Source organism: Salinarchaeum chitinilyticum (assembly GCF_055390775.1).
On sequence record NZ_AP043888.1, the window covers coordinates 661,322 to 678,913 of the forward strand.

A 17,592-nucleotide genomic window follows, 5' to 3' on the forward strand; every position below is an offset into this window, starting at 1 on the left:
CTACTCCTCGCTCTCGTAACTCTCGCCGACTGCACTCGGCACCCGGGTCGCACCGACCAGCGTCAACACGACGATGACCGTCACGTAGGGGAACTGCTCGAGCAGCGACGACGGTAGATCGACGCCGATCGTGCCCAGCTGGATGCGCAGCATCTGTGCAGCGCCGAACAGCAGGGACGCGAGCGCGGTGAGGATCGGGTTGTAGTTCCCGAACAGATAGGCGACGATGGCGATCCAGCCCCGCCCGTCGACCATCGTCGTGCCAGTGCCGGTGAACCCGTTCCCGATGCCGATCGAGAGCATCCCGCCGGCCAGCGCCGCCACGGCGCCGGAGAACATGACGGCCGCGTAGCGAACGCGGCGCACGGAGACGCCCGCCGTATCGAGCGCCTCGGGATTCTCGCCGGCCGCCTGGATCCAGTAGCCGTAGCGAGTGTGATAGAGCACCACGTACGACGCGAGCACGATCGCGATCGTGAGCCAGAGCAGCGGGTTCGCCTCGAAGAGCAGCCGACCCACCACCGGGAGATCAGCCAACACCGGCACCGAGACGGGCTCGATGCTCGAGAGTGGCGGACTCGAGACGCCACCCCACATCACGACGGCAGTGAACGGACCGAAGCCGAGTCCGAGGAACCACACCGCGAGCCCGGCGACGATCTGGTCGGCCTTGTAGCGGATCGTCAGCACCGCGAAGATCGCGGTGTAGACCAGCCCGAGCAGCACCGTCGCCACCAGCGCGATCCAGAGATCGAGCTGGGAAGCCGATCCACCAGCCAGGATCCAGGACACGGCGGCGGCGTTGACCGCGCCGAAGATCATGAACCCCTCGAGGCCGATGTTGAACACGCCGCTCTTCTCCGCGTAGAGGCCGCCGATGGCAGCAAGTGCGATCGGCATCGCGGCCTGCAAGGCTCGCTGGGCGAACCCGACGGTAAACACGTCGCCGTAGGGCAGCCCGAGCCAGAACTGGGGTTGGACGAGCTTCGAGAGCGCGACGTCGGTGAGCAACGCTGCAACGAGGATTAGCGACACGAACGTCGCGACGAACCCGAGCAGTCGCCACCGGTGTTCGCGGACGGCGGCGGAGGCAACGTCCGCGAAGGAACGCTCCTCCCCGTCATCGTTCCCCGCACCATCGGCCCCGTCGAACCCGCTGTCGCCGGATGGGCCGCCGTCAGTTCGCACGTCGGGCGCTTCGTCGACCGGATCGTCACCGGCAGACGTGCCGCGTCCGGCGTCGTCGGGGCTCATCGGTCCTCACCTCCGACGCCCATGCGTTTGCCAGCCATCCGGAACAGCTCCGGTGCGGCGACGAACAGCACGACCAGTCCGACGACGCCGTCGATGAGCTGTCGCGGGACGTCCGATGACTGGTTGACGAAGTTGCCGCCCGATTCGAGGCCGCCGAAGAGCAGCCCAGCCGGAATCACGCCGAGCGGGTTGTTCGCTGCGAGCAGGCTCACGGCGATCGCGTCGAACCCGAAGGTCGGGAGTGTAGCCGGGTCGCTGAAGTAGCTGAGAACCATGATGATGTAGACTGCGCCGGCGAGCCCTGCCACCATTCCCGAGAACGTCATCGTTGCGACGATCGTACGCTTGGCGTCGACGCCCGAGTACGACGCCGCGGCTTCCTGGTGGCCACTGGTGACGAGATCGTAGCCGAACCGCGTGCGCTCCATGATCCAGAAGACGACGCCCGCCGTCAGTAGCGCGATCGCGAGTCCGACCACGGAGAAGGACGTCCCCTCGAAGATCGGCTGGGGGAAGGAGACGTGCTCGGGGAACCTGGCGGTTCTGACGAAGAAGGTTCCGCCGGGGCGGAAGTACGCGTCCAGAAGCCAGAACACGACCCCACTCGCGACGAAGTTGAGCATGATCGTCGTGATGATCTCGTTGGCGCCCGCGTAGGCCTTCAGAATGCCCGGGAGCATCGCGTAGAGCCCGCCAGCGGCGATCGCGGCCAGCGTCGCGATGACGATCACGATCGCACCACCGGTCGCGCCAGCGGGCAGCGATCCGGCGATCGTAACGATCGTTGCGGCAGCCGCGAAGCCGCCGACGACGAACTGCCCCTGCACGCCGATGTTGAACACGCCGGCGCGGAACGCGATCGCGACCGCGACGCCGGTAATGATGAACGTGACGGTCGGGCGAAGCGTCTGTGCGAGCCGATTGTCCGTCCCGAACAGCTCCGCGACGCTGTAGGTTCCGAAGACGCCGTAGACCATGTTGTCCACGAAGAGGACCGGATCGTACCCAGCGGCTGCGACGATGACGAGGCCGATCAAGAGAGCGAGCACCGTCGATGCGACCGCGATGCCCAGCCGCTCGAAGATCGACGCTTCGACGAGCCGGACGAGCGTCCGGTGGGCGAGGGACTCGTCGGACGACGAGTCGTCTCCGTCCCCACCGACGCCATCCTGCGAGTCCGGCGTCGACTCTCCGGAACTCACTGTCCCTCACCTCCGGTATCGGCCGCCGACGAGCCTGCGTCTGTATCTCGGGCCGCAGCGTCGGCCGACGAGGCGTCAGCGTTGGATTCCCCGGGTCGCGTCCCCGTCATCAGGAGTCCGAGTTCCTGCTCGGTAACGGCACCCGGCTCGACGACGTCGACGAACTCGCCCTCGTACATGACGGCGATGCGGTCCGAGAGCTGCTGGATCTCCTCGAGTTTCGAGGAGACGAGCAACACCGCGAGGCCGTCGTCGCGCATCTCGCGGAGCCGGTCGTGGATGAACTCGATCGAACCGATGTCGACGCCGCGGGTCGGGTGCGCCGCGACGATCGCCCTGGGATCGTGCTCGAACTCCCGGCCGACGACGAACTTCTGCTGGTTGCCGCCAGACAGCGACTCCGCGACCGCGGCGGTGTCGTGTGGTTCGACGTCGTACTTCTCGACGATCGACTCGGCGTGGTCGCCGACGGCGTCCCAGTCGATGACGCCGCGGCGAACGAACGGCTCGATCGTCTGATTGCCCAGCAGGGCGTTCCGTTCGAGGTCGTAATCGAGCACGAGCCCCTCGGACTGGCGATCCTGTGGAATGTAGGCGATCCCGTCCTGGATCAGCGACCGCCTGCTCGCGTCCGTGATGTCCGTCCCCTCGTAGGTGACGGTGCCGTCGGCGACGGAGCGGAGACCGACGATCGATTCGGCGAGCTCGGCCTGTCCGTTGCCCTCGACGCCGGCCACGCCCAGGATCTCGCCCTCGCGGACCGTGCAGTCCACGCCGCGCACCTTCGGGAGGCCGCGATCACCCACGACCTCGAGGTCCTCGATCGTGAGCACGGGCGCTCCCGGTTCCGTCGCACGATCCTCGGCGTCGAAGATGACCTCTCGTCCGACCATCATCTCCGCGAGTTCTTCGCGAGACGTCGCGGCCGCCGAAACGGTACCGACGGCCGCTCCGTCGCGCAGTACGGTGATCTCGTCGGCGGCTTCCATCGCCTCGTCGAGCTTGTGCGTGATGAAGATCAACGAGCGACCGCTGGCCGTCAGCTCCGTCATCACGTCGAACAGCCCCTCGACTTCCTGTGGCGTGAGCACGGCCGTCGGTTCGTCGAGGACGAGGATCTCCGCCCCGCGATAGAGGCTCTTGACGATCTCAACGTGCTGTTGGGCGCCGAGGTCGAGTTCGCGAACCGGCGTGTCGAGGTCCTCGTGGACGTCGAACCCATAGCGCTCGCAGATCTGTACGACGTCCTCTCTGGCCGCGTCGGCGTCGACGATGCCACCTCGCGTGGGCTCGTGGCCGAGGACGACATTCTGCAGCACCGTCATCGGCTCGACCAGCTGGAAGTGCTGGTGGATCATCCCGACGCCGGCGTCGATGGCGTCTCGGGGCGAGTCGAAGTCTCGGACCTCGCCGTCGATCCTGACAGTCCCCTCGTCCTGTTCGTAGAGTCCGTACAGGACGTTCATCAGCGTCGTCTTGCCGGAGCCGTTCTCGCCGAGCAGCGCGTGGACCGATCCGCGCTCGAGGTCGAGGTCGACGCCGTCGTTCGCAACGACGTCCCCGAACCGCTTGGAGATCCCGGATAGCTGGGCGGCGTACTGGTCCCCCGTCGAGCCGTCGCTGGGCGCGTTCGATCCCTCCGCGTCCCCGTCGTCGGTATCTGTCCCACTCATATCGATCGATTGGTATGTCCTAACATGCAAACAGCCGAAAACGGAGGCCGCTCAGTTACAGCCCGATGCGCTGCAGGGAACCGTGATCTCGCCGTCGACGATGGCCTGGGTGGCCTCCTCGACGTTCGTCGCGACTGCGTCGGGGAGTTCCTCGCCGACGGACTGGCCGGGGACGAACTCGACCGCCTCTTCTTCGAGGCCGAGGACCTGCCGACCAGCGACGCTGTCGAAGTTGTCCTGGGCCACTGCTGCGGCGATGCTGCGCGTCCCCTCGTTGATGAACTTCACAGCCGAGCCCATGATGACGTCCTGGTAGTCCGAGAGCGTCACCGACTGGTCCGCGTCGACGCCGATCGCGAATCGGTTCGCGTCCTGTGCCGCAGGGAAGACGCCCTCACCCGCAGCGGAGGCAGCCTGGTAGACGATGTCGGCGCCGTCGTCGTACTGTGAGCTGGCGATGTTGGTCGCGGTCTGCGTGTCCTGGTAGTTGCCGACGTAGCCGACGCTGACCTCGACGTCGGAGTTGACCCACTCGGCGCCCGCGATGTAGGCCTCCTCGAAGGCGTTGATGAGCGGCCCGTCGACGCCGCCGACGAAGCCGACGTGAGCGCTGCCGGAATCGGTGGAGCTGGACCCGAAGGAGAACTCTCGGGTGGTCATCGTCCCCGCAGCCACGCCAGCGAGGTACGACATCTCGTGGTTCGCCCAGATGCGCCCCGCGACGTTCGGCTGGTCGACGTGGTCGTTGATCAGCATCCAGTTCTGGTCGGGGTAGTCCGCGGCGTTCGTCTGGAGGTCCGGACTGTGCTCGTAGCCGACGAGCACGATGAGATCGTAGTCGGGGTTCGAGGTGGAGGCCAGGTCCGCCTGCGTCGTCCCGTAGTTCGAGGGCGACGTCTCTTCGACCTCCTGGATTTCGATGTTGTACTCCTCCGCAGCGGCCTCGAGCCCCTGGACCGCGAGCGTGTTGAACGCCTGGTCGCCGAAGCCGGCGGAGCTGGAGACGATCGCGACGTTCGTCGTGTCGCCGCCGTTACCACCGTCGCTCCCGTTCCCGCCGTCACCGCCATCGTCGCTGTCGCCACCGCCGCTGCCACTCAGACAGCCTGCCAGCGCCGCGCCGCCGACGATGGCGCCGGACCGGAGCACGTTCCGCCGATTGATGCGGGACCGTGCCCCCGAGTCGGTGCTCTGTTCGGTACGTTCGTCATTTTCCCCGTTGGACGACATAACAATTGGAATAAGTAGGCCACCGGGATATATATGTAGCTGATTATATAATTTATTATGAGGATAGATCAACGAGCGCCGAGATTGGACTTTGTGAATCGTTCATTGAATACTTCGAATCTTGCGTTCAATCCCCCTCAGACCGCCGTAAATACCAGTCCGTGCGTGGATACAAATCAGTAACGAAGTGTGGAGAAAACGGGTAGAGGTGATGAGAACCACGATGGCAATGTGCTTACAACTATTGCCGGGAGTGGGCGTCACCGGATCGTCGTTGGTCCGCATTCGACCAGATCGGCCGGTGAACGGGCCGACAGAATCCAGCCGCTACCGGGGATCGCGTGCGGAGGACCGAGACGGAGGCGGCACCGGAATGGGCCAGCCCGGATCGGCGCGTTAATGGGCCCGGACCGGATCACGTCGGGTAATGGCGCTGTTCGCGTTCGACTTCGACGGAACGCTCTCTGATTCGGAGATGACGGTGCTCCTCGGCGATCGGTTCGGCGTCGCGGAGGACATGGCTACGATCACCGAGCGCGCGATGAACGACGAGATCGAGTACGCCGAGAGCCTCCGCCAGCGGGCGGCGCTCCTGGAGGACCTCCCCGACGAGGACGCCCAGCGTGCGTTCGAGGAGGTCGTGCTCCGGCCCGACGCCGCGGAGCTCATCGCTGCGCTGCGCGAGGCTGGCCACCACGTCGCGATCCTCACCGGCGGCTTCGAGCGCGGCGTCGCCGAGGCGCTCGCCCGCGAGGGCGTCGACGTCGACACGATCGTCGCGAACAGGCTCCCCGTCGCCGACGGCGCGCTCACCGGGGCGGTCGAGGGGCCGCTGATCGAGGGGACGAAGGACGAGGCGCTGGAGACGCTGGCCGCGGACCACTCGGTCGATCTCGCGGAGACGGTCGCGATCGGCGACGGCGCGAACGACCTCCCGATGTTGCAGGTCGCCGGACTGGCCGTCGGGTTCGAACCCAAGGCCGCGGTCGCGCCCCACTGCGACGTCGAGGTGACGACCACGGCGGAGCTGCGCGAGCTCCTGGTCGCCGACGGCTATCTCGAGGCCTGATTCGCAGTCGCCGTCGGTTTCACGACGGCCGCGGGCACAATACGGATACACGTGCAGTGCGTCGGTAGGCTCGATGTCGGTCTCTCCGCTTGTCGTTCTCTCCCTGGTTTCCGGCGCGCTCTGTCTCGCCTCGGGCTGGATGGTTCGCGGCCGCTGGGCCAAACCCGGATCCGTCTGGTTCCAGATCGGCGCGGGGGCCTCCGCGGTCTGGTCGATCGGCTACGGCGCCGGGCTGCTCGTCTTCGATCCCGGCCTGCGCCGACTGTTCGAGATTCCGATCTGGCTGGGCCACGGCGTCGCTCCCGTCGCCTTCCTCCTGTTCGTCGCCGGCTACACGGGTCGGCGAGCACTGCTCGATCGGCCGATCGTCCTCGGACTGCTCGTCGTCCCCGCCATCACGATGGTCGCGGTGATCACCAGCGGCGAACACGCGCTCATGTGGACGGACTACCGCGTCGACGAAGCGTTCGGTGCGGCGACCGTGACCTACGAGAAGCAGCCGTGGCTCTACGTCCACAAGGCGTACTCCTACGCCGTGTTGCTCGCGGCGGGTGCAATCCTCCTCGAGGTGATCGTGGAGCGAGAAGCGCTCTACACCGTCCAGGCCGTCTCGCTGATCGGGGTCGTCGTCGCGCTGGGCGCCGGCAGCCTCGCCTGGGTGCTGGAACTGGGCCCGTACCCACAGGTGACGACCACGCCGTTGCTGTTCGGCCTCGTCTACGCCGTCGCGACGGCCGTGTTCTTCCGATCGCCGCTGTTCGACTCGCCGCCGGCGGCGCGGCGGCTCGGACGCGAGCGCCTCCTCGCCGAGTTCGGTGACGGCGTCGTGGTCGTCGACGACGGCGGCCGGATCGTCGAGACGAACCCGGCCGCCGTCGAGCTGCTCGGCTCCGGGAACGACGGCGAGCTGGTCGGGCGCTCGATCGACGAGCTCGGGCAGACTGCAGTGACGGACGAGCGCGACGACGCCCGACGCGTCGACGGCGAGACCATCCCGCTGGATGAGGGTCGCCACCGGGTGCTCCTGGCGACGAAATCGGGGAAGCAGCCCTTCGAAATCACCGTCTCGCCGGTCCGCGGCGACGGCGGATCGCTGCTCGGGCACACGCTCGTCTTCCAGGACGTCAGTGAGGAGACGCGCCGGCGCCAGCAGCTCTCGGTGCTGAATCGCGTACTGCGGCACAACCTCCGGAACGACATGACGGTCGTGCGCGCGTACGGCGAGGAGCTGGCCGAAACCGACGATCCCGAGCGGGCCGCGATGGCGGCGACGATCGTCGACGAGGCCGACGGGCTGCTCTCGCTGGGCGAGCAGGCGAGGACGATCGAGGAGGCGCTCGCGGATCCCGACCGGAACGCGCAGACTGTCGACCTCCGTGCCCTCGTCGATTCGGTCGTTGCGCCCTACCGCGATCGCGCGGACGTCGTCGTGGACGTTCCCGAAGGCTACGCGCTGGAGACGGATTCCCAGTCGCTCGAAGCTGTGATCACGGCCGCCGTCGACAACGCGGTCGAACACGGGAGGAATTCGGCTGCGGACGGAGATCGGCCCGGCGTCACGATCGCAGCCAACCACGACGGAAACTGGGCGACGATCACGATCAGCGACGACGGGCCGGGGATCCCCGAGCACGAACTCGAGCCGATCCGCGCTGGCTCCGAAACCGACCTGGAGCACGGCAGCGGGCTCGGGCTGTGGCTCGTCACCTGGGGCGCGGGAAGTCTCGGCGGCGAGGCCACGTTCGACGTCGACGACAGCGGGACCACCGTGGAGATCAGGCTGCCCGCGGACGAGTAGCGTCGAATCGGTTCAGAACAGGCTCGAGTGGACCGGCGGAATCGTGTCCTCCTCGGGCACGTCGCCGTCGGCGTCGGTCACGGCCTTCCCCTCGACGCCGGCGTCGAGGAAGTCCGAGAGCGGCGGGCCGACGGTCTCGGGCTCGACGAGGAACGCGTCGTGGCCGTGATCGGACTCGGCGACGTGGTGGGCGACGCGGGCGTCGGTCTCCCGGAAGGCGTCGGAGAGCTCCGCCGCCTGCGCGACGGTGAAGTGCCAGTCGCCGGTGAAGCTCATGACCAGCGCCTCGCCGGTGAAGGCCGCGAGCGCGTCGGCGTCGTCCTCGTAGCCCGCCGCGAGGTCGTAGTTGTCCATCGCCCGCGTGAGATAGAGGTAGCTGTTGGCGTCGAAGCGCTCGACGAACTTCCGGGCGTTGTAATCGAGGTAGGACTCGACGTCGCGGTAGGGGAAGAACTCGCCGGCGCGGTCCCGCGGGAACGCGTCCCGTTCGGCTTCCCGACCCGCTGCACGGCGTCCGAAGCGCTCCTCCATCGACGCCTTCGAGAGGTAGAGTACGTGCCCGAGCTGCCGGGCGATCTGGAGGCCGTGGTCGGGATCGGGCTGGTCTTCGCCGTAGTAGTCGCCGCCGTTCCAGTCACAGTCGCTGGTGATCGCGCGCTGGGCGATCGCCTCGATCGCGAGCGACTGGGCATCGAGGCGGGGTGCCGCGGCGATGGGCACCGCCCGCCGGACGTCGTCGGGGTAGCGGGAGATCCAGTCGAGGACGTTCATCCCGCCGACGGAGCCGCCGACGACCGCGTGGAGGCGGCCCACGCCGAGGGAGTCGAGCACCGCACGCTGGACCCGGGTCCAGTCGCCGACCGTGACCGGCGGGAAATTGGTGCCGTAGGGCTCCCCCGTCTCGGGATTCTCGCTGGCGGGGCCGGTGGTCCCGTAGCAGGAGCCGGGGACGTTCACGCAGACGACGAAGTACTCGTTCGTGTCGACGGCCTTGCCCGGACCGACGACGTCGGACCACCAGGCGCGTGCCTGGCCGCCGGTCACGGGTGCGTCGAGCGCCGCTTCTTCCTCCTCGGAGAGGCCGCGATTCGCGACGTGGGCGCTCCCGGTCAGCGCGTGGCAGACGAGGACGGCGTTGTCGCCGGTGAACTCGCCGTAGGTCTCGTACGCGACCTCGAGGGACGGGATCGACTCGCCGCACTCGAACTCGAAGGCGCCGATGTCCTCGGTCGTTACCGTCGTCGACATGAGCACACCTCCGCGGGCGGGGCATAGGGGGCTGTCGATCGGCGACTCCGTCGGCTGATCGCGCGGTGCTCCGTGCCGACGCCACGGCGCGAACTGGGCGACGTTGTCATTAACTACATGCATATAGTTCAAAATGGATATAACCCACAGTTACGGCAACATCTGCAGGAGTCTGTCGTGGCTCCCCGGTCACGTGCCCGCAACCGCCTCCGGGCGACCACAACGATAAGACGGTCGGCCTTGTTTCTCCCCGAGTGATCGGTGTGATCGACGCGTGACGCGAGCAAGCGACGGCGACGCGACGAAACGGCTCGTCCAGCAACACTGGGACCGCCGCGCGGCGACGTTCGACGACGAGAGCCAGCACGGGATCCACTCCGAGGAACAACACGAACGCTGGCTGACGGTCCTCGACGAGTGGACCGGGGAGGCGCCGCGGCGGGTGCTCGACGTCGGCTGTGGGACCGCCGTCGTCTCGACGCTCTTGGCGGAGCTCGGCCACGAGGTCACCGGCGTCGACTTCGCGCCGGGGATGCTCGCCGAAGCGCGACGGAAAGTCGATCGGCTGGACCTGACGGCCGAAATCGTCCGCGGCGACGCGGAGACGCTTCCCGTCGCCAGCGACGGCGTGGAACTCGTTACTGCAAGGCACCTCCTCTGGACGCTCCCGAATCCCGCGGCTGCGATCGAGGAATGGCGACGCGTCGTCGAACCCGACAGCCGAATCCTCCTGGTCGAGGGGTACTGGGACCACGACGAGCCCTGGGACGAGTACGAAGAGATGCACGGCGACCTGCCGATGTACGACGGCGTGCGACCCGAGGCGCTTCGAGACGTGCTCGAACGGCACGGACTGCGCGACGTTGAGTACGACGGGCTCCAGGATCCCGTTCTCTGGGGACGCGAGCCCCACCACGAGTACTACGTCATGACCGGGACGGTCTCAGGCTGAGACGCCAGCGCGTCGTCGAGGCTCGGTCGCCCGAATCGATCGACGATGGAAATCGTCGGCGTATCGACGTCGACCGATCGCCTACTCCGTCGCGGCCTCGATTCCAGCGTCGATATCCGCCAGAATATCGGCGGGATCCTCGATCCCCACCGACAGCCGCAACAGGTCGGGGGAGACGCCGGCCTCGTGCTGTTCCTCCTCGGTCAACTGCGCGTGGGTCGTCGACGCCGGGTGGATGACGAGCGTCTTCGCGTCGCCGACGTTCGCGAGGAAGCTCGCGAGCTCGGCCTCCTCACAGAACCGTTTACCCGCCTCGAATCCAGCCTCGAGCCCGAACGCGATCATGCCACCGTAGCCGTCGACGGCGGTTCCGGCACCGCGGCTCGCCTCCTCGGGCGGATCGCCCAGATACCGCTGTGCGTTCTCGTGGGTCTCGTGTGATTCGAGACCGGGGTAGGCCACCCAGGCGACCGCCTCGTGGTCCGCGAGATACTCCGCGACGATCGCGGCGTTCTCGCAGTGCTGTCGCATCCGTAGCGAGAGGGTCTCGATGCCCTGGAGGGTCTGCCACGCGTCGAAGGGCGTCTGCTGGTTCCCGAGGCTGCGGAGTGCGCGGAGTCGCACCGCGGCAGCCAGCGGCGCCTCGGAAAATCGTTCGCTGAAGTCGACGCCGTCGTAGGCCGGGTTCTCGCCGGCGAGTTCCTCGTAGCCGCCCGCGGCCCAGTCGAACTCGCCGCCGTCGACGACGACGCCGCCGACCGTAGTGCCGGCGCCGTGGAGCCACTTCGTCGTCGAGTCCCAGACGACGTCGGCGCCGTAGTCGAGCGGGCGACACAGTGCGGGCGTCGCGAACGTGTTGTCGACGACGACCGGCACGTCGCGGTCGTGCGCGATCTCGGCGACGCGCTCGAAGTCCGGCGTCACGAGCGAGGGGTTGCCGATCGTCTCGAGGTGGACGTACGCGGTGTCGGAGTCGATCGCGTCCTCGTATGCCTCGTAGTCCAGCGTGTCGACGAACCGGGCCTCGATGCCGCGGCGCTCGGCCGTCTTCGAGAGGTACGTGGTCGTCCCGCCGTAGGTGTCCGTCGAGCAGACGACGTTGTCGCCCGCTCGCGCGAGGATCAGCGTGATCGAGTCGAGTGCGGCCATCCCGCTGTCGGTCGCGACCGCGCCGGCGCCGTTCTCCAGGGAGGCGAGGCGCTCCTCGAGCATCTCGGTCGTGGGATTCGAGATCCGCGAGTAGAGGTGCCCGCCGCGTTCGAGCGCGTAGCGCGCTGCAGCGTCCTCGGCGTCCGGGAAGACGTAGGACGTCGTCTGGTGGATCGGCGGTGCGCGGGCTCCTGTGGTGGGGTCGGGCTCTTCCTGCCCGGCGTGGACGGCCCGCGTGCCGATGCGATGGCCGCACTTCCCGCACCCCCCACCGCTCTCGGCACCGCTGGGCTGGGGCTCCGCGTCCTGGGAGTCCTCGTTACTCATGTACGAGATGCATATGGCTGCAGCCGTCTATAACCACCAGTTACGGCAAGACCTGACGTGAACTGGTCCTCATCGGTTGAGTGAGTCCTCGACGCAGCAGCAGCCGCGACCGCGAATAGTCAGGAAGCCCCCTCCCGCTCGACCGGCCGCGGCTCGCTGCGCGCTTCCTTCGCTCCCACCGGAAGACTCGCTCCGCTCGTCTTCCGAGCCCTGCCTCGCTTCGCTCGACGGGACTCCGGTCGCTCAGTCCAGTGCTTGCACCGACAGACGAGCGCAGCGAGTCTGTCGAGGTTCGCCTCGCTTGCACTCGGCTCACCGTCGCCGGGGCCGGATCGAGCGGTCGGCCCCTTCCAGTCCCACCCTGTGATTGGTCGAGCGAGTTTGCGTGCGGTGGATTCGTCGGCTCGCGGTAAGCGGTGGGGGTTCGCGGTCCGTTGCGGCGCAGTCAGACCAGCAGTTCGACCTCGTAGCCCCGGTCCTCCATCGCGTCGAGGAGGTCCGCGACGTGCTCGTGCCCGCGAGTCTCGAGGTCGAGTTCGACCTCGGCGGCGTTCATGTCGATGTCGCGGGAGCTGCGGTCGTGCTGGATGCGGTAGATGTTGGCCTTCTGTTCGGAGAGGATCGAGATCAGGTCGTCGAGTGCGCCGGGGCGGTCCTTGAGCACGGTCCGGAGTTTGACGTACCGTCCGGTCTCGACGAGTCCCCGAATAATCACCGTCGTCAGGGTGTTGAGATCGAGGTTCCCGCCACTGAGTACGGGGACGATCGTCTCGTCGTCCACGAACCGGAAACGGTCCTGGAGGATCGCTGCCAGCGGCGCGGCACCGGCACCCTCGACGAGCGTCTTCGAGCGCTCGAGCAGGTAGAGCACTGCCATCGCGATCTCGGGGTCGGAAACGGTGACGACCTCGTCGACGCGTGCTTCGATGACTTCGAACGTCTTCTCGCCGACCCGGCGCGTCGCGATGCCATCGGCCATCGTGTCGACCGAATCGCGCTCGTAGATCTCGCCCTTGTCGAGGGACTGGGCGAGGCTCGCCGCGCCATCCGCCTGGACGCCGATCACGCGGACGTCCGGGCGCTGTTCTTTGATCGCCGTCGAAATCCCGCTGATGAGCCCGCCGCCGCCGACGCCGACGACGACGGTGTCGACCTCGGGACACTGTTCGAGCACTTCGAGGCCGATCGTCCCCTGCCCGGCCATGATCTGCTCGTCGTCGAAGGCGTGGACGTAAGTGCGGCCCTCCGTCTCCTCGATCTCGTGCGCGCGCTCGGCGGCCTCGGCGTAGTCCATTCCGTGGAGCTCGACGGTGGCGCCGTAGGAGCGGGTGGCCTGGAGCTTCGAGATCGGCGCGTGCTCGGGCATGACGATCTTCGCGTCGACGCCGAGCCGCGACGCCGCGAGCGCGACTCCCTGGGCGTGGTTCCCTGCGCTGGCGGTCACCACGCCAGCCGACTGTTCCGCCGGGGAGAGCGTCTTGATCCGGTTCGTCGCACCGCGGATCTTGAACGCACCAGTGCGCTGGAAGTTCTCGAGTTTGAGGTGGACGTCCGCACCGGTCATCGCGGAGAAGGTGTGGGAGTGTTTCAGCGGCGTATCACGAGCCGTCTCGGCGACGCGCTCGCGAGCAGCTTCGACGTCGGAAAGAGAGAGCATGGGCGGAGTTCCCGCGCTCGGCTGTTAAGCGATTCGGGGGACTGGCAGTGACTGACGCGAACCGAGCCCCGAACGCCAGCGGCGCACCGTTTCAGGCGTCGGGGTCGCCCAGCACGTCTGCGAGGAGTTTGGACTGTGCAGCGGCGAGGTGCTCGGCGAGCGTCGAGGGGCAGATGTCGAGCGCTTCGGCGACCTCCGATGCGTTCGCTCCGCGGGGATACTGGTAGTATCCCATGTCGTGAGCGGTCTCGAGAACCTCCAGCTGCCGGTCGGTCAGTTGATCCACGTCGACCTCGACGATGCCGTCCGCCAGCTCCGTCTCGGATTGCTCCCCCGACGTTCCGTCCCCCAGCCCGCCGGCGCGATCGGCCGGGCCTCCTGCTGAATCGGGCGCCCCGTCCGATCCCTCGGCGTCGCCGGACCGGCCAAGCGAGTCAGCATCCCAGATGCCGCTGCGGCCGTGACTCGTGCTGCCGTCGGCGCCCGTCCGACCGTCGGAGCCCGAAGATCGACGCGGGGGGTCGGCCGATCCGTCCGTCCCGCTCGACGCGCCGCTGCTCGTCGAGTCACGCTCTGGCAGTAATCGGTCGTCCCCCGTGCGCTGGCGTCCCATACCAGCGCTTCCGAGAGCCACCCCGAAAAGCGGGGTCGCGATTCCCGATTCGTTGGAACGGCGGCCGAACCAGTTCGGCAACTGACCGAGCGTGGCCCGTAGAGCGGCTGGAGATGCGAAATCGAGCGGCCACCGTCGAACCGAACAGCGGACTCGAAGGCCTCAGATCCCGAGCACTCGCCAGTAGTACGGACTGACGAACGCCTCGATCACCGCTGCCGCGACGAACAACACGGCGAGCCCGACGAGTACCTGGAACGCCCGGTCGATCGCGTCGGCGACCCGGTCTCGATCGACGTCGCCGAACGCGTAGCCCCAGCCGACGCGACCGAGGTGGAGCCCGAGCGCCCCCGAGAGCAGCAGTGCCGGAATCTCGATGATCCCGTGGGGGACGATGAACGCCAGCAGTATCGTCGGGTCGGCCTCGAGCTGGTAGAGGAAGCCGACGTTCGCGCCGTTGAACGCCAGCGAGACGATCGTCGGGAGGCCGACGGCGATCCCGGCAAGCGACTGGCCGGCGGCGACCGACCAGTTGTTCCCCGCGTAGTGGAAGAACGCAGCGAGCGGGTTCATGCGGTCGATTCGCGCCTCGATCGAGGCGGTGAACAGGTCGTCCACCTGTGCACCGGCCCAGAGCCCGACGGCGACGCCGGCGGCGAGTACGACGGTGCTGATCGCGACCGATCCGAGGTGACCACGCGTGAACGCGACGAGTGCCGACCAGCCACGCTCGATGCCGCCGCGGAGACGCTCGATCCGACCGCGATCGGGCTGGTTCGGCGAGGTGAGCGCGACGCCAGCGTTCTGGGCGTACAGCGACGTCTTCGCGAGATCGAGCAGCGGGAAGACGAACACCAGCGGCACGAGCGTCGAAACGGTGACCGCGCCGAACTGGCTGAACGCGGTGCCGATCGAGTTCGCGACCATGACCAGCCCGAGCGCGAGCGCCCCGTAGCCAACGGATTCCAGCACGTTCGCCTTCACGTGGCCGATGGCCCGCTTGACCGCGGAGATCGCCCCGACGCCATCGACGACCGCAGCCGGGCGGGCGAACGCGAACAGCAGTCGAACGAGCAGGGCCGCCGGAATCGCGAAGAAGAACAGCGGAATCGCTGGGATGACCAGCCAGACGAAGTCAGCGACGACGGCGATCGCGATCAGCGCCGTCGGGATGCCGAACAGCAGGAGCAGCGCCAGGAACTCCAGAATGAAGAGGCCGAGGAACGTCCACGTGTGCTCGAAGACGCCGTCGATGCCCGCACGGGTCGGAGACGTCGGGGAGTCAGAGTCGTCCTCGGTGAGCACCGCGAACACCGCGTGCAGCCTGGCCGCTGCGACGGAGGACTGCATCACCGCGAAGAGGACGAGCGACACCAGCGCGGTCACTGCGAGGATCGCGATCACGGTCGGCGTCAGCAAATCGAGCATCGCCTCGCCGAGCGCGTCCTCGTCGATCGAACGGCCCTCGGCCGTTCCGCTGCCCACGTCGTCGATACTGATCGGCGCCGCCGGCTCCAGTTCCTCCCGAACGGCCTCGAGTCGGCCGCTGCCCCGGAGGGACAGGTAGGCGAGCAGGAGGCCGAGGAACGGCACCACCCGGACGATCACCGGGACCGCGAGGCCGGCGACGTAGAAGGGGAGGACCTGTGCGGGACGCGCGCCGAGGGACCGTGCGCTGTCGCGAACCGCGTCGTCGAGACTCATCGAGTCTGGATTCAGTTGCACGCCACTTGGAGATAGGGGTACGTCGCTGACTCCGCAGATCGTCGCAGCCTTTGAAGTCCCTCGCCGAAGTGGGATACCAGCCGATGCAACCCAGCGAGCCCGCCGCTACTCGCCAGTGCCCGATCCGGACTCGCTCGCGACCGGTGAATCGACCGCCGTGCCGCGATCGGCCATCATCGCCGCGGCGCGTTCCGCCCAGTCCCCGCGGGCGAACCCCCAGAACACGATCGCGAACGCCCAGACGTGCCAGCTCGCGACGGCGACGTAGATCGCGAGCGGCCCGAATCCGAGCGCGAGTCCGCCGACGAACGACACGCCGAGATAGACGACGAGCAAGCCAGTCGTCCGGGCGACGAAGGGGGTTCGGGTCTCGCTGGCTCCCTGGAGCGCGCCCGAGAGCAACACCATGCCAGCGAGGAACGGCGCCGCGATCCCGTAGGCCCGGACGAACGCGATCGCGTGGCCGGCCGTCGCGGCGTCGTCCGTGAACAGCGTCACGATCGGTCGCGCTGCGACGACGAGCCCGATGCCGATCGCGCCGACGACCAGCACCCCGAGTGCCGTCGTCGCCCAGCCCTCGAACCGCGCGTCGTCGGGGTTGCCCGCGCCGAGGGACTGCCCGACCACCACGCTCGCCGCGACGTGGAGCCCGCGGGAGAGCGGGCTCGTCACCTGCTGGTAGACCCGCCGGCCGATCTGGTAGCCAGCGTTGACGGGCGTCCCGAAGTAGAGCAGCAGGGCGTTGAACGGGAACTCGACGACGGTCGCGAGCAGCCCCTCCGCGATCTTCGGTGCGGAGACGACGAGGAGCTGTTTCACGACCACGAACTGCGTGGGACGCCGGAGCCCCGCGTCGCGCACGCCAAGCGCCAGCACGGCCAGCAGCGCACTCGCCGTGAACACGTTGCCGATCGCCGTCGCGAGCCCGACGCCGACGATTTCCAGCCGCGGCGCGCCGAGCAGTCCGAGACCGAGAACCACCGATAGCACGACGTTGAGCAGGTTCGAGACGACGTTGACGTACATCGGCGTCCGCGTGTCGCCGGTCCCCTGGAGCGAGCGGGCGGCGATCAGGGAGACGTGTCTGGCCGGCGCCGTCGCGAAGATGATCGCGAGGTAGGTCCCACCGAGTTCCGCCACTTCGGCGACTTCGTCGGGATCGCCCCACTCCCCGATGAGCGCGATCGCGGGCTCACCGAGCAGGACGCCAAAGAGCATGAACGGGATCCCCGCGAGCGCGCCGACGAGCAGCGCCTGCGAGATCGCCTCGTCGCGAGTCGCCGCCGCGCCAGCCCCCGTGTCCTGACTCGATAGCGCGATCGCGCCCGTCCCCAGCCCCAGCCCGATCCGCAACGGCAGTCGCGCGAAGAGGTCGGCGAGCCCGATCGCCGCGACCGCGATCGGCGAGAACAGCGCCGTGACGAGGACGTCCGTCGTCCGCATCCCCGTCCGCGTGACCTGCTCGACCATCATCGGCCACGACAGGGAGAGGACGCGCCGCCAGACGCCGAGGACTCGCCCGCGATCGACCATACACACCGCTCCCGTCGGGGGCTACTTCAGTGCGCGGAAGGGGTGTGGCTCTTTGCCGCGATCGGCGACCGACCACCTGTACTGCCTCGCCCGACGGCTACCGGCACAGCGTGCTCGACGGCCACCGCTTGGCGCTCCACTACACACCCCGCCGGGGTGTCG

General features: G+C 67.9%; 13 protein-coding genes. 3 read left to right on the forward strand and 10 right to left on the reverse strand.

Going from position 1 to position 17,592, the window contains the following annotated elements; translation table 11 throughout:
• Genes ACZ5KP_RS03280 through ACZ5KP_RS03295 form a run of 4 tightly spaced genes read right to left on the reverse strand, consistent with a single transcriptional unit; the run spans position 1 to position 5,359 of the window.
• Complete coding sequence (locus ACZ5KP_RS03280; protein ID WP_460919861.1) at positions 1 to 1,254, reverse strand: ABC transporter permease; 1,254 nt, start codon at positions 1,252 to 1,254, stop codon at positions 1 to 3.
• A complete protein-coding gene (locus tag ACZ5KP_RS03285; protein ID WP_460919863.1) occupies positions 1,251 to 2,456 on the reverse strand; it encodes an ABC transporter permease in 1,206 nt (401 codons plus the stop codon). Before ACZ5KP_RS03285 ends, ACZ5KP_RS03280 begins: the two co-directional genes overlap by 4 nt.
• Positions 2,453 to 4,129 (reverse strand): ABC transporter ATP-binding protein, encoded by a 1,677-nt coding sequence (locus ACZ5KP_RS03290; protein ID WP_460919865.1) that lies wholly within the window; start codon positions 4,127 to 4,129, stop codon positions 2,453 to 2,455. Before ACZ5KP_RS03290 ends, ACZ5KP_RS03285 begins: the two co-directional genes overlap by 4 nt.
• 51 nt (positions 4,130 to 4,180) lie before the next feature.
• Positions 4,181 to 5,359: a BMP family lipoprotein gene (locus tag ACZ5KP_RS03295; protein ID WP_460919867.1), complete on the reverse strand. Its 1,179-nt coding sequence runs from the start codon at positions 5,357 to 5,359 to the stop codon at positions 4,181 to 4,183.
• A 427-nt stretch (positions 5,360 to 5,786) separates the two neighbouring features.
• On the opposite strand from ACZ5KP_RS03295, the gene serB reads away from it, so the two are divergent.
• Together serB and ACZ5KP_RS03305 are read left to right on the forward strand one after the other, a co-directional pair.
• Positions 5,787 to 6,428: a phosphoserine phosphatase SerB gene (gene serB, locus ACZ5KP_RS03300; RefSeq protein WP_460919869.1), complete on the forward strand. Its 642-nt coding sequence runs from the start codon at positions 5,787 to 5,789 to the stop codon at positions 6,426 to 6,428.
• A 73-nt stretch (positions 6,429 to 6,501) separates the two neighbouring features.
• A complete protein-coding gene (locus ACZ5KP_RS03305) occupies positions 6,502 to 8,226 on the forward strand; it encodes a histidine kinase N-terminal 7TM domain-containing protein (RefSeq protein WP_460919871.1) in 1,725 nt (574 codons plus the stop codon).
• Between the two features lie 12 nt (positions 8,227 to 8,238).
• Here ACZ5KP_RS03305 and metX read toward each other — a convergent pair whose 3' ends face one another.
• Positions 8,239 to 9,474 (reverse strand): homoserine O-acetyltransferase MetX, encoded by a 1,236-nt coding sequence (gene metX / locus ACZ5KP_RS03310; protein WP_460919873.1) that lies wholly within the window; start codon positions 9,472 to 9,474, stop codon positions 8,239 to 8,241.
• Between the two features lie 274 nt (positions 9,475 to 9,748).
• Between metX and ACZ5KP_RS03315 the strand changes: the two genes are divergently transcribed.
• Entirely contained in the window at positions 9,749 to 10,426 is a 678-nt protein-coding gene (locus ACZ5KP_RS03315; RefSeq protein ID WP_460919875.1) for a class I SAM-dependent methyltransferase, read from the forward strand.
• A gap of 81 nt (positions 10,427 to 10,507) precedes the next feature.
• Here the strand turns inward: ACZ5KP_RS03315 and ACZ5KP_RS03320 are convergent, their stop codons facing one another.
• The 5 genes from ACZ5KP_RS03320 to ACZ5KP_RS03340 all read right to left on the reverse strand — a co-directional run bounded on the left by ACZ5KP_RS03320 (position 10,508) and on the right by ACZ5KP_RS03340 (position 17,430).
• On the reverse strand, positions 10,508 to 11,902 hold the full coding sequence (locus ACZ5KP_RS03320; protein ID WP_460919877.1) for an O-acetylhomoserine aminocarboxypropyltransferase/cysteine synthase family protein: 1,395 nt from the start codon (positions 11,900 to 11,902) through the stop codon (positions 10,508 to 10,510).
• A gap of 445 nt (positions 11,903 to 12,347) precedes the next feature.
• Complete coding sequence (gene ilvA / locus ACZ5KP_RS03325) at positions 12,348 to 13,559, reverse strand: threonine ammonia-lyase (protein WP_460919879.1); 1,212 nt, start codon at positions 13,557 to 13,559, stop codon at positions 12,348 to 12,350.
• A 91-nt stretch (positions 13,560 to 13,650) separates the two neighbouring features.
• Entirely contained in the window at positions 13,651 to 14,172 is a 522-nt protein-coding gene (locus ACZ5KP_RS03330; protein WP_460919881.1) for a helix-turn-helix domain-containing protein, read from the reverse strand.
• A gap of 162 nt (positions 14,173 to 14,334) precedes the next feature.
• A complete protein-coding gene (locus ACZ5KP_RS03335) occupies positions 14,335 to 15,876 on the reverse strand; it encodes a stage II sporulation protein M (RefSeq protein ID WP_460919883.1) in 1,542 nt (513 codons plus the stop codon).
• 126 nt (positions 15,877 to 16,002) lie between these two features.
• Complete coding sequence (locus ACZ5KP_RS03340) at positions 16,003 to 17,430, reverse strand: MATE family efflux transporter (protein WP_460919885.1); 1,428 nt, start codon at positions 17,428 to 17,430, stop codon at positions 16,003 to 16,005.
• Between the last annotated feature and the right edge of the window lie 162 nt (positions 17,431 to 17,592).